This is a genomic window from Pantoea eucrina (genome assembly GCF_020079945.1).
GTDB classification, from domain to species: domain Bacteria; phylum Pseudomonadota; class Gammaproteobacteria; order Enterobacterales; family Enterobacteriaceae; genus Pantoea; species Pantoea eucrina.
Window position 1 is genome coordinate 1,999,741 of the sequence record NZ_CP083448.1, and the last position, 12,645, is coordinate 2,012,385.

Genomic DNA, 12,645 nt, shown 5'->3' on the forward strand with positions numbered 1-12,645 from the left:
CCCGCCACAGCATTTAGTTATGCGCGACACGGAAATGCCTGAAAAAACCACATCCGCAGGAAATTCTGCACGCGCGTCTTTAATAGAGGGGATTTATGTCGCTGGCAGAACATTGACGGGCGCCGGACCGGTGCAGCATATCCGTAATCCGTAGCGATCTTATAGGCTTCCGGTAACGCGGAAGTCCGGTTTTGTTGATATCCGGCTGCGCCTGTCGGGCGCGAACCACTCCCTTTTCAACCGCGCGAGAAGAGCAACATTATGAGCCACAACGATCTGCTGAATATCACCTGTACAAGCCTTGTCGATGCGAGCGACCGCATGCAGGATCTGCTCGAAAAACGCCAGCCCAACTATTCGCTGCCGCAGGCGCTCTATAACGACCCGACTCTGTTTCGCATTGATATGGAGGAGGTGTTTCAGAAAGAGTGGCTGTTTGCCGGCATGAGCAGCGAAATCCCGAAAAAGGGTGACTACTTCACGCTTGAGGTCGGACAGAACCCGGTGCTGGTTCTGCGCGATGCAGAGGGCAACATCAACGCGTTTCATAACACCTGTCGCCATCGCGGCTCGCGCCTCTGCTCAAAGGAGCGCGGCAAGGTGGCCAATCTGGTCTGTCCCTACCACCAGTGGACGTACGATTTAAAGGGCAACCTGCTCTTCGCCGGTTCAGAGATGAATCAGTCATTTGACATGAAGCAGCACGGCCTGAAAAAAGCGCACTGTAAAACCGCCGGCGGGTTTATCTTTATCTGCCTCGCAGAGACGCCGCCGCAGTCTGACTTCGATGAGTTTCTGGCCACGCTGGCGGAGTATATGGAACCCTATGATGTGGACAACACCAAGCTGGCGGCAGAGTCCCATATGTATGAAAAAGCCAACTGGAAACTGGTGCTGGAGAATAACCGCGAGTGCTACCACTGCGCCGGCAGCCATCCGGAACTGCTGAACAGCCTGCTGGAGTGGGACGACACCAACGATCCGCGCGCGCCGCAGAGTTTCCATGACTACTACAACAAGCAGGCGGCGCTGTGGGATGAGCAGGGTATTCCGCATCGCCATCAGAGCTTTGGTCTGCGCAACCGGATTGTGCGTATGCCGCTGAAAGAGGGCACCAAAGTCATGACCATTGATGGTCGTGAGGGCTGCACCCGGCTGCTGGGCCGTTTTACCAGCCACTATCAGGGATCGATGCGTATTCTGCACCTGCCCAACTCGTGGAACCATATGCAAAGCGATCACTTTATCGTGTTCCGCGTGCTGCCAATCTCCGCGCAGGAGACGATGGTAACGACAAAATGGTTTGTGCATAAAGACGCGGTGGCCGGTATCGATTACGATCCGGAGCGTCTGCGCACCGTCTGGGACGCCACCAACGAGCAGGATCGCGTTCTGGGCGAAGAGAATCAGCGCGGCATCAACTCCATTGGCTATCAGCCAGGCCCCTATTCAGAAACCTATGAGTTTGGCGTGATTAATTTTATCGACTGGTACAGTGAAACCGTGCTTAAAAACGTAAAAGGCTGACCTGATAACAGAAAACCCGGCTGGCGTCGTTAACCGCCAGCCGGGTTTTTTATCGTTCAGGCACGCAGCTAGCGGATCACGCCCTCCTCCAGCAGCAGATCAAAGACCGCCTGCGCCATCTCATTCACCGGTTTATTCTGCACCACTTTGCCACCTTCATTCTGTGACTTCGCCGTGGCCGCTTTAAAGCGATCCGCCGCCGTTTTCGCTTTTACTTTTTTCAGGCGCTTCGGCCGCTTACGCGCCGGCGCTATCTCCCAGGCTGCCATCGCTGTATCCGGCACGTCCACGCCCGCAGCGGTGGTGATCTCTGCCCGGTTTGCCGGGCCAAACGCGCTCTGGCGCGGCGCGGCGGCGGCCATGTCCACGCTGGCGATAAACGGCAGCGCCACACGCAGCAGACGCCGCTGACCGCGCGGCAGCGCCTGCAGCACTTCAGCATCGGTGCCGTTCAGGCTGACAATCTCCGCCACGCCGACCACAACCGGGATCTCCAGCGCTTCTGCCAGCAGAAAAGGCAGCATACCGGATGACTCGCCGCGCTCCGCCCGGCCGCCGGTGAGGATCACATCCGGGTGATCCTGCTTAAGATAGTGACTCAGCACCGCCACCGCATCGCCCTGCTCCGTCATCGGCAGCACGCGCAGCGTCTCAACGCCCATGCCCGCATAGCTGCGCAGCGCCGCGTTGTGCGGATCGCCGGCGTGAAGAAGCTCCAGATCGCCGGAAGCCAGCGCCAGCCCCATCTCTACCGCACGCGCATCCTGCCCGGCGCGGCGTGCCCTGCCCGACTCGGGATGGAGTCCGACGGATATCAGCGCCGTAATGCGGCAGCCGCTGTGGTGTGCTTTATGCTGCATGGTTAAGCTCCTTATTACGCCAGGCGCGCGCCAGACGCGCCAGTTCAGCCAGGATCGCATCGCTGTCGCCAATCACGCTCAGCGACGCGCGGCTGACCATATCGCAGCCGGGATCGGTATTAATGGCGATCACCCGGTCGCACTGCGCAATCCCCTGCAGATGCTGCACCGCGCCGGAGATGCCCACCGCCAGATAGACCCGCGCCGTCACCCAGGTGCCGGTAGCACCCACCTGCCGGAAACGCGGCATATGGCCATTATCCACGGCCACGCGGCTGGCGCCTTCGGTCGCTCCCAGACTCTCTGCGGTAGCGTGAAACTGCGCCCAGTCGCTGACGCCGTTACCGGCAGACAAAATAAACTCCGCCTCGCCCAGCGGCACCGCTGCCGGATCGACCGGCATCAGTCCGCAGTCGGTAATGCGCGCAGCGCCAATGCTTCGCAGCCCGACGCTCACCGGCAGCGCTTCATGGCGGGTCTCATCCACCGGATCGGCGCACTCTGCGGTCAGCAGCATGACGCGCGCAACCGGACGCGTAATATCGGCGCTGCCGCCCGCCGCCCGGCTGATACAGCTGTCGCCCTCTATGCGCCACACCTGCGTGGCGGGTCGCTCCCCGCAGCGTGCGGCAAAGCGACAGCCCAGCTCAAAGCCTCCGGCAACACTGTCCGGAAACAGCCAGAAGCGCGGTGCCAGTTCGTTTTCTGCCGCCATCAGCGCATGGATGCGCTGCTCCGGGCTGTAACCCTCATAGCGTTCGCCGCTGAAGTGGAGCAGCCGGTCAGCGCCCGCGGTGGCAAAGTTCTCTTCACGATGCTCACCAAATACCACGGCCACGACCACGCCAGCACCGCCAGCATCACGCACCAGCTGATGCGCCTGCCCCAGCACGTCGCGATCGTGGCTGGTCAGGCGGCCGCCGGTCATATCCAGCACCGCCGCCACGCAGTAATCCGGCTGCGCCACGCGGTGCAGCGGCAGCTCAGCGACGTGCGGCGTGCCGGCGCTGCGCCGGCCGGAGAGCTGGGAAAACGCGTTAACGTTCTCGCGATCGATGCGCTTCAGTCCGTTGGGTCCGGTAAAGCCGACGGCGTGCGGATTTTTACGCAGCAGCCCGGACGGGCCGCGGCTCTCCTGCACCGGCTGCATCAGCTCTGCATGCTGCGGATGCAGCCGGTTGCGGGCAATCCACTCAAGACGCGGATCGCGGCGTACAGTGGTTTCCATCAGATCACCTCCACAGCAATTTGGCGCTCGCGCAGCTTCGCCGGCAGCGGTTTTTTCGGTTCGCTGAGGGCTTCCGCCACCAGTTCAGCGATATCTTTGACCTCCGGACGCGGCCCGACGACACCTTCCAGCATCGCGGTACACTGCTGGCAGCCAACGGCAATCAGCTCTGCGCCGGTCTGTTTTGCATCCTCCATCCGCATGTCAGCGATGCGCCGCTCCCCCGGAATATCCGTAATCGGCGCACCGCCACCGCCGCCGCAGCAGCGTGAGCGGAAACCGGAGCGGTCCATTTCGCTGAGTTTGATCCCCAGCTCCGCCAGCAGTTCACGCGGTGATGCATATTCACCGTTGTAGCGGCCGAGGTAGCAGGGATCGTGCCAGGTCACGCTGCCGCCTTTGTAATCTTTCAGATCCAGCAGCTGCGCCTTAACCAGCTCATTAATAAAGGTGGTGTGATGCAGCACCTCATAGTCAGGCTGCGTGTCTGCCGGGTAGAAATCGGGATACTCATTTTTCAGGCAGTGAAAGGCGTGCGGATCGGTGGTCACGATGCGGTTAAAACGATATTTTTGCAGCGTGGCGATATTGCTGCGCGCCAGCCGCTGAAACGTGGCGTCATCACCCAGGCGTCGCGCCACGTCTCCGCTATCGAGCTCCTCATCGCCCAGCACCGCAAAGTTTACGCCGGCGGCCCTGAGCACTTTGACAAACGCGCGCAGAATACGCTGGCTGCGCATATCAAACGCCCCGTCGGAGACCCAGAACAGCACGTCGGCCTGCCCGACATCCCGCATCAGCGGCAGGTTCTGATCGGCTGACCAGTGCGTGCGGCTGCGCGGGTTAAAGCCGCCAGGATTATCTGTCTGGCTGAGGTTATCCAGCACCTCCGCGCCTTTGCCGGGCGTTTGCCCCTTCTCCAGCGTCATAAAGCGGCGCATGTCCACAATGGCATCGACATGCTCAATCATCATCGGACACTCCTCCACGCAGGCGCGGCAGGTGGTGCAGGACCAGAGCGTCTCTTCTTTGATCAGCCCTCCGACAATCGGCTGATGCGGCGCTCCGCACGCTTCGCCCACCGGCACGCCCGGATAGGGGCTGCCGGCAAAGCGCGCGTCGCTGCCGCCCGCCATCCCGATAACCATATCCTGAATCAGCTTTTTGGGATTGAGCGGCTGACCCGCCGCAAACGCCGGGCACATCGCTTCACACTTGCCGCACTGCACGCAGGCGTCAAAGCCCAGCAGCTGGTTCCATTTGAAATCGGCCGGTTTTTCAACGCCGAGCGTTGGGGCAGCCAGATCCACCGGCTTCAGGCCCACGGATCGGCCGCCGCCAAAGCGGGCGGGACGACGATGAAAGGCAAGATGCAGCGCACCGGCGAATGCGTGTTTCATCGGCCCGCCCCACGCCATGCCAAACACCATCTCGCCCAGACCCCAGCAGATCCCTGCCAGCAGCAGGACCGCCATCACCCAGCGCCCCGCCTCGCCAAACAGATCGGAGACCGGCAGCGTGGTGATAAAGAACGTTGCCGCAAACACCAGCAGGCTCTTTGGCAACCGCATCCACGGCCCGCGTGAAAGACGGGCTGGCGGATTGCGACGGCGATACCAGATAAACAGCGCGCCGCTGAACATCACCAGCAGCGCGCCCGCCAGCACGCCATCCACCAGCGTGCCGCTGACGCCCGCCAGATGAACCACGAGGATCAGCAGCATCGACAGCACAAAGCCGCCGGCGGTGGCCACATGGCTGCGCGACATATATTTATCACGCGCCACCACGTGATGCAGGTCAACCAGATAGCGGCGAGGCATCGCCATCAGGCCGCTCAGCAGCGCAACCTGTTCCGGTTGTCCGCGCCGCCAGAGCAGGACGCGCCTGACCATACCCACGATGGCCAGAATCACCGCGCCAAGAAGTAACCAGGGGAGTATCCGATCAAGTACCATGATGTGCCCTTTCCAGACAATTTCTGTTAGATGCGGCGTGCGGTACCGCTTCCGGATACCGCACGCTTTACGTCAGCGACGGCGAAGCTACAGATCCTTGCAGAGACGCAGCGCGTCGTAGATCGCGGCGTGAACGTTACGCTGCGAGACGCAGTCGCCGAGCCGCCACAGGATCATGCCGCTGCCCGCCTGCGCCAGCACCGGCTGCGGACGGACATCAAACAGCGCTTCCACGTCAATCTGCCCCTTGTTGCGCGATTCCGCTTTCAGCGCGTAGTAGAGTTCCTCATTAGGACGGGTGCCGTTTTCCACCACAATCTGATCCACCACCCGCTCCTCTTTCTGCCCGGTGTATTCATTTTCCAGCACCGCCACCAGCTTCTCGCCTTCGCGATAGACCTTCTCCAGCGCCAGATCGGAGGTCATCACCACCGCTTTTTCATACAGGCTGCGATAGTAGGTCGGGAAGGTGGTGCCGCCAATGCCCACGCCGGGTTTGATATCGCCGGTTACCAGCTCCACCAGCGCACCGCGCGCGGCGAGGAAATCGGAGACGGACATCCCGGAAAATTCACAGATAGCGTCATACACCAGTACGTTTTTGCCGGGCTCCACCATGCCGTTCAGCACATCCCAGCTGGAGACCACCAGCCCTTCCGCCGCTCCCCACTCCGGGTTCTGCTCCAGGAAGGGCTCTCCGCCGGTAGCAAGGATGCAGACGTCGGGGGTGAGATCGCGGATCATCGTCATATCCGCTGTGGTGTCGGTCATTACCTTGACGCCGAGACGCTCAGTTTCCATCGCCAGCCAGCGCGTGATACCGGCCATCTGATCGCGCTGCGGCGCTTTTGCCGCAATCGTAACCTGCCCGCCCAGCTCGCTGGCGCGCTCAATCAGCGTGACCTTATGCCCGCGCTCTGCCGCCACGCGCGCTGCCTCCAGCCCGCCCGGTCCGCCGCCAATCACTACGACGTTGCGCACCGGCCCTTCGGTTTTGGTGATGATATGCGGCAGCCCCATATATTCGCGCGAGGTGGCCGCGTTCTGAATGCACAGCACATCCAGCCCCATATATTGCCGGTCTATGCAGTAGTTGGCGCCGACGCACTGGCGGATCTGATCGACCTGATTCATTTTGATCTTGGCGATGAGGTGCGGATCGGCGATATGCGCACGCGTCATCCCGACAAAGTCAACGTAGCCCGCTTCGAGGATACGCTGCGCCTGATTGGGATCTTTAATATTCTGCGCGTGGATCACCGGCACCGTGACCACCTCTTTGATACCCGCCGCCAGATGCAGAAACGGCTCGGGCGGATAGCTCATATTCGGAATAACGTTCGCCAGCGTGTTATGGGTGTCGCAGCCGGAGCCGACCACGCCAAAATAATCGACCATGCCGGTTTTATCGTAGTAGGCGGCGATCTGCCGCATATCTTCATGGCTGAGCCCGTCGGGATGAAACTCATCACCGGTAATGCGCATGCCGACGACAAAATCGGGGCCGACCGCGTCACGCACCGCTTTCAGTACTTCAATGCCAAAGCGCATCCGTTTTTCAAAACTGCCGCCCCACTCATCGGTACGCTTATTGACGCGTGGTGACCAGAACTGGTCGATCATATGCTGATGCACGGCGGAGAGCTCCACGCCATCGAGGCCACCCGCTTTGGCGCGCTGCGCCGCTTTAGCGAAGTCGCCGATAACGCGCCAGATCTCCTCTTCCTCAATGGTTTTGCAGGTGGCGCGGTGCACCGGCTCACGGATGCCGGAGGGTGACATCAGGTTAGGCCAGTTCTCGCCATCCCAGCGCGAGCGCCGCCCCATGTGGGAGATCTGGATCATGATTTTGCCGCCGTGCTGGTGCACGGCATCGGCGAGATTCTGAAAGTGGGGAATAATCCGGTCGGTACTCAGGTTAACCGAACTCCACCAGCTCTGGGGACTGTCGATCGAGACCACGCTTGAGCCGCCACAGATACAGAGCCCGCAGCCGCCTTTGGCTTTCTCTTCGTAATAGCGCACATAGCGATCGGTGGTCATCCCGCCGTCAGTGGCATACACCTCGGCGTGGGCGGTGCTGACAATACGGTTGCGGATAGTCAGTTTATTTATCTTTAATGGCTCAAACAGCAGATCAAACTGTGACATAGCTTCACCTTAATTCCGTTCTGATATCCGGCCCGCCAGCCTGCGGTTCAGTTGTTGTGCAGGGTACGCAGCCGGCGCTGCGTACCCGGTTTTATACTGGCGAAACGGTAAAAATGCCGTACTCACATCCCTCTTCGGCCGCGCTCTGCGTCTGCACCGCCCGGGTTTTCACGCTGTAGCCGAGGCTCTGCGCAATCTGATCCATCGCGCCGGCAAACCAGCCGGTAAACATGTAGTCCACCTTGCGGTTGACCTTGCCGTACTGATAGACAAACGCAGAGTGATCGAGTCGGATCCGCGCCGTGCCCTGTTTCAGATCGAGCGCTTCGGTGGAAAAGAAGCCCCAGCCGCGCTGAGAAAGACGTTTCATGTAGTGCTCAAATACGGCGTCACCGGAGAGGCCGTGCAGCGCAGCCTCTTTTTCGCACCAGTGCCAGGCCGATTTATAGCCCGCTTTGTAGAGGATGGCGGCGTAGCGTTCAGCGCCAATCTCCTCTTCAATGCCCATATGGTTGTTCACGAAGAAGTGCCGGGGCACGTACAACATCGGTAACGCATCGGTGGTCCAGACGCCGGTTTCATCATCGACGCTGATTGGCATTTCAGGCGCATGTGCCATGGTTTACCTCGCTTAGTGGTGTGAACAGGCCAGACGATCACTCATGCCAGACATTTGCCAGCAGGTTGAGCCAGTTCTCGCCCATAAATTTGCGCACCTGCTTCTCGGTAAAGCCGTGGCGCAGCAGCGCAGCCGTTAAGTTCGGGAATTCACCCAGCGTGCGAATGCCTTCCGGGTTGATGATTTTGCCGAAGTCGGTGAGCTGGCGGGCGTAGCCCTTGTCGTGCGTCAGCCACTCGAAAAATGCCTGACCGTGGCCCTGCGTGAAGTCGGTGCCGATGCCGATCTGATCTTCACCCACCAGGTTGAAGATGTAGTCGATCGCTTCCACGTAATCTTCAATCGTGGAGTGAATGCCATTTTTCAGGAACGGGGTAAACATGGTGACGCCCACAAATCCGCCGTGGTCCGCAATAAATTTCAGCTCTTCATCAGATTTATTACGCGGGTGATCTTTCAGGCCAGAGGGAAGGCAGTGGGAGTAACAGACCGGTTTTTTCGACGCGAGGATCACCTCTTTTGAGGTCTGCGCGCCCACGTGCGAAAGGTCGCACAGCATGCCGACGCGGTTCATCTCCGCCACGACTTCATGACCATAACCGGAGAGGCCGCCATCACGCTCATAGCAGCCGGTGCCGACCAGATTCTGCGTGTTATAGGCCATCTGCACCACGCCCACGCCCAGCTCTTTGAACACCTGAATGTAGCCCAGCTGATCTTCAAACGCGTGCGCGTTCTGGAAGCCCATCAGGATGCCGGTTTTGCCTTCATCTTTGGCGCGCCGGATATCGCGGGTGTTGGTTACTTTGGTGACCAGATCGGCGTTCTGCGCAATCAGGTTATTCATTTCCACGATATTATTAACCGTGCCCTGAAACCCTTCCCAGACGGAGACCGTGCAGTTGGCAGCCGTCAGCCCGCCGCGGCGCATATCCTCAAACAGCTCTCTGTCCCATTTCGCAATTACCAGCCCATCGATGACAATCGCAGAATCGTGCAATTCAGTAGCGTTCATATCTTCCTCTCTGGTTTGATTCATAACCGGGTGCGGCCGAATGAAAACAGAATAGGGTTTACGCTGCGGATGAATTGTTCTGAAAACGTCACTTGCCTGACAGCTGGCGCAGCCCCGGAAAGTGAACGGATGGTTTAAACCGATGAGCGGACATAAAAAAGCTGCCCTGAAGGCAGCGTTTTCAGCCGGCACGCATTACAGGTGGCGGGTGGCGTCAGAGATCCGTTGACAGTGCCACTGAGCCAAAGGTTGGCTCAAAGCGCGCCTCATTCAGGATGCGCAGAGAGGCGGATACCGTGCTCTCCTGCTGCCAGTTTGTCAGGCCGGGCATTTCCGCCATAAAGAACTGCGTCAGCGTCTTGCCGCCTCCCTGACTGTGTACGCCCCGCCGCTCTTCGCGCGGCGGCACGCCAAGATGTTCGCGATAGCATTTGCTGAAGTGCGGCGTAGAGACAAAGCCGCACGCCAGGGCGATTTCAATAATCGACATGGAGGTCTGCTTCAGCAGCTGGCGGGCGCGGAACAGCCGCAGTTTCAGATAGTAACGTGAGGGCGAGCAGCGCAGGTATTTCTGAAACAGCCGCTCCAGCTGACGGCGCGACAGGCCGACGTAACCTGCCAGCTCATCCAGATCGATCGCCTCCTCAATGTTGGCCTCCATCAGCGATACTGCCTCCACCAGGCTTGGCTGCGCCGTGCCGAGCACGTGACGCAGCGGGATACGCTGATAGTCTGATTCATTGCGTACGCGGTCGCAGATAAACATCTCTGAAATGCCGGCGGTGAGCTGGTGGCCAAAGTGGCGCTGGATCATGGTCAGCATCATATCCATCGGCACGGTGCCGCCGCTGCTGGTCATGCGATCGTGCTCAATCACAAACAGCTGGTTGGTACAGATGACTTTGGGGTACGCCTCCTGCATGGACGCAATGCACTCCCAGTGCGCGCTGCAGTGATACCCATCCAGCAGCCCGGCTTCCGCCAGCAGATAGGGTCCGGTACAGATGCCGCCAATCAGGATTTTGCGGCGCGCCATGCTCTGCAGCCAGCTCACCTGACGGCTGGTATAACTGCGGGTAATGTTGACACCCCCGACCACGATCAGCACATCCAGTGCTGCCACGTTAGCCATCGAATGATCGGGCGTAATTGAAATACCATCACTTGCCACAACGGGCGCACCCTCTTCACTGACGGTACACCAGCTATACAGTTCCTTGCCGCTTAGCTGGTTCGCCATGCGTAAAGGTTCAACTGCGGTTGCCAGAGCCATCATGGTGAAATTATTGACCAGTAAAAAGCCTACGCTGCGCTTTTTAATATCAGTAGAGGGACTTTTCAAAATTGCGTCTGTGTCGAACATGTGCGCTGACCTCTATTAGGCTAAACAGAAACATTACCCGGGGGCATCTCCCCCAATCGCTTTCCATCACCTATAGAGTAAGCAACAGACATGCCATTCGTCACCAGGATGGCCCTGCGGAAAATGACACACAGTTAACATAAGCGAAACAAATGTTTGTTCAGCTTCACAGATTTGATCATTGCTGCACGAACTGCTCCCTTTAGCCTCAAAACAGTGCAGACGCTGACCCGTTTTGGTTAAGTCAGCGCATTTTGCACTCTTTTACATCACTGTCCGCTGCCTGCCCGTATGGCGATCCGCATAAGCTATCGTAACCAATTAGTTACACAGAATTAACATTCAATCGCGTTGACTGCCAGACCCCCTTTCGACGTCTCTTTATATTTATCCTGCATATCGCGGCCGGTATCGCGCATGGTACGGATCACTTTATCCAGCGAAATAAAGTGCTGACCATCGCCGCGCAGCGCCATCTGCGCGGCATTAATCGCTTTCATTGCCGCAATCGCGTTGCGTTCAATACAGGGCACCTGCACCAGCCCGCCCACCGGATCGCAGGTCAGGCCAAGATTGTGTTCCAGCGCAATTTCCGCCGCGTTCTCAACCTGTTCCGGCGTGCCGCCCAGCACGTCTGTGAGGCCAGCCGCCGCCATGGCACAGGCGGAGCCGACCTCGCCCTGACAGCCCACCTCAGCGCCGGATATAGACGCATTCTTTTTGCACAGCGCCCCGACCGCGGCCGCCGCCAGCAGAAAGTCCACCACATCCTCTTCGCGCGCGCGGGGTTCAAACTGCATGTAGTACATCAGCACGGCCGGGACAATGCCGGCGGCGCCGTTGGTCGGTGCCGTCACCATCCGCCCGCCCGCGGCGTTCTCTTCGTTGACCGCCAGCGCATAGAGATTGATCCAGTCCATGGCGGAGAGCGTCGAGCTGATGACATTCTCCGCTGAGGCGCGGCGCAGAGACTGATAGAGCGCTGGCGCACGGCGGCGCACCTGCAGGCCACCCGGCAGGATGCCCTCCTGGGCCAGCCCGTTAGCGATGCACTGCTGCATCACCTGCCAGATCTGCGCCAGCCCGCTGCGGATCGCCGCTTCGTCACGCCATACCTTTTCATTTTCCAGCATCAGCGCGCTGATACGCAGCCCCTTTTCGCGGCAGTGGGCCAGCAGCTCCGCTCCGCTGTTAAAGTCATAGGGCAGCGTGCACTGCGGCACCAGATGTGCAGTGGCCGTGGCCTCCTCTTCATCCAGCACAAAGCCGCCGCCGATGGAGTAATAGACCACCGAGAGGCTGTCGCCGGTGCGGAAATAGGCGTTCAGCCGCATGGCGTTCGGGTGATAAGCGAGCACGTCATCCACAAACAGCAGATCCTGATGCCAGTCAAATTCAATGTTTTCCCCCCACGGCAGCGTCACCGAACCGGTTTCGCAGATCGCCTGCACCGTGGCGTCAATGATGTGCGGATCGATGGTATCCGGTGAAGCGCCCATCAGCCCGAGCAGCACCGCTTTGTCGGTGCTGTGGCCGCGTCCGGTTGCGCTCAGCGAGCCAAACAGTTCAATTTTAATGCGGCAGAGCGCCTGCCGCCTGGCACTCTGGCTCAGCTGCTCAACAAAGCGCTGCGCCGCGCGCATGGGCCCGACGGTGTGCGAACTGGAGGGGCCAATTCCGACCTTAAATAAATCGAAGACGCTAATACTCATTCTGCTCTCCCGGGCTCACGGCCATGTAGTGTTTACCTGCCGCATTATCGATGGCGTAAAAAATCGATGGATGCCGGAGAACGACGCATTTCACCGTGAACTCGCCATTTTCCGCCCGGCGTAGCCGCCTTACCCTGCCGCACGGTGGCGGGCAGCGCCCTATGTCGCAAATTGACATAGCCCCGGCGTTACCAAACATCCTGGCCGCAGTG

At 59.5% G+C, this 12,645-nt stretch carries 9 protein-coding genes; 1 reads left to right on the forward strand and 8 read right to left on the reverse strand.

The window, feature by feature from the left end:
• Positions 1 to 261 precede the first annotated feature (261 nt).
• On the forward strand, positions 262 to 1,527 hold the full coding sequence (locus tag LAC65_RS09520) for an aromatic ring-hydroxylating oxygenase subunit alpha (RefSeq protein WP_039385196.1): 1,266 nt from the start codon (positions 262 to 264) through the stop codon (positions 1,525 to 1,527).
• 68 nt (positions 1,528 to 1,595) lie between these two features.
• On the opposite strand, the gene etfB is transcribed toward LAC65_RS09520, so the two are convergent.
• From etfB to LAC65_RS09560, 8 genes are all read right to left on the reverse strand, one after another.
• Positions 1,596 to 2,387 carry an electron transfer flavoprotein subunit beta gene (etfB, locus tag LAC65_RS09525; protein WP_039385198.1) on the reverse strand — a complete coding sequence of 264 codons (792 nt, stop codon included), beginning with the start codon at positions 2,385 to 2,387 and terminating at the stop codon, positions 1,596 to 1,598.
• Positions 2,377 to 3,615: an electron transfer flavoprotein subunit alpha gene (gene etfA, locus LAC65_RS09530; RefSeq protein WP_039385201.1), complete on the reverse strand. Its 1,239-nt coding sequence runs from the start codon at positions 3,613 to 3,615 to the stop codon at positions 2,377 to 2,379. The genes etfB and etfA overlap by 11 nt, the downstream gene beginning before the upstream one ends.
• Positions 3,615 to 5,573 carry a (Fe-S)-binding protein gene (locus tag LAC65_RS09535; protein ID WP_039385205.1) on the reverse strand — a complete coding sequence of 653 codons (1,959 nt, stop codon included), beginning with the start codon at positions 5,571 to 5,573 and terminating at the stop codon, positions 3,615 to 3,617. Before LAC65_RS09535 ends, etfA begins: the two co-directional genes overlap by 1 nt.
• Positions 5,574 to 5,660: 87 nt before the next feature.
• On the reverse strand, positions 5,661 to 7,724 hold the full coding sequence (gene dgcA / locus LAC65_RS09540; RefSeq protein WP_039385208.1) for a dimethylglycine demethylation protein DgcA: 2,064 nt from the start codon (positions 7,722 to 7,724) through the stop codon (positions 5,661 to 5,663).
• Positions 7,725 to 7,815: 91 nt separating this feature from the next.
• The gene (locus LAC65_RS09545; RefSeq protein WP_039385210.1) at positions 7,816 to 8,343 is read right to left on the reverse strand and encodes a DUF5943 domain-containing protein; all 528 of its coding nucleotides are present in this window, start codon (positions 8,341 to 8,343) and stop codon (positions 7,816 to 7,818) included.
• Between the two features lie 37 nt (positions 8,344 to 8,380).
• Positions 8,381 to 9,358: a dipeptidase gene (locus tag LAC65_RS09550; RefSeq protein ID WP_039385212.1), complete on the reverse strand. Its 978-nt coding sequence runs from the start codon at positions 9,356 to 9,358 to the stop codon at positions 8,381 to 8,383.
• Positions 9,359 to 9,572: 214 nt separating this feature from the next.
• Complete coding sequence (gene gbdR / locus LAC65_RS09555; RefSeq protein WP_039385214.1) at positions 9,573 to 10,721, reverse strand: choline metabolism transcriptional regulator GbdR; 1,149 nt, start codon at positions 10,719 to 10,721, stop codon at positions 9,573 to 9,575.
• Between the two features lie 335 nt (positions 10,722 to 11,056).
• Entirely contained in the window at positions 11,057 to 12,433 is a 1,377-nt protein-coding gene (locus LAC65_RS09560) for an L-serine ammonia-lyase (RefSeq protein WP_039385216.1), read from the reverse strand.
• Between the last annotated feature and the right edge of the window lie 212 nt (positions 12,434 to 12,645).

Excerpts from the sequence above, each read along its gene's own strand:
- LAC65_RS09520 (WP_039385196.1), top strand. The coding sequence starts at position 262 with ATGAGCCACAACGATCTGCTGAATATCACCTGTACAAGCCTTGTCGAT.
- etfB (WP_039385198.1), bottom strand. The coding sequence starts at position 2,387 with ATGCAGCATAAAGCACACCACAGCGGCTGCCGCATTACGGCGCTGATA.
- etfA (WP_039385201.1), bottom strand. The coding sequence starts at position 3,615 with ATGGAAACCACTGTACGCCGCGATCCGCGTCTTGAGTGGATTGCCCGC.
- LAC65_RS09535 (WP_039385205.1), bottom strand. The coding sequence starts at position 5,573 with ATGGTACTTGATCGGATACTCCCCTGGTTACTTCTTGGCGCGGTGATT.
- dgcA (WP_039385208.1), bottom strand. The coding sequence starts at position 7,724 with ATGTCACAGTTTGATCTGCTGTTTGAGCCATTAAAGATAAATAAACTG.
- LAC65_RS09545 (WP_039385210.1), bottom strand. The coding sequence starts at position 8,343 with ATGGCACATGCGCCTGAAATGCCAATCAGCGTCGATGATGAAACCGGC.
- LAC65_RS09550 (WP_039385212.1), bottom strand. The coding sequence starts at position 9,358 with ATGAACGCTACTGAATTGCACGATTCTGCGATTGTCATCGATGGGCTG.
- gbdR (WP_039385214.1), bottom strand. The coding sequence starts at position 10,721 with ATGTTCGACACAGACGCAATTTTGAAAAGTCCCTCTACTGATATTAAA.
- LAC65_RS09560 (WP_039385216.1), bottom strand. The coding sequence starts at position 12,433 with ATGAGTATTAGCGTCTTCGATTTATTTAAGGTCGGAATTGGCCCCTCC.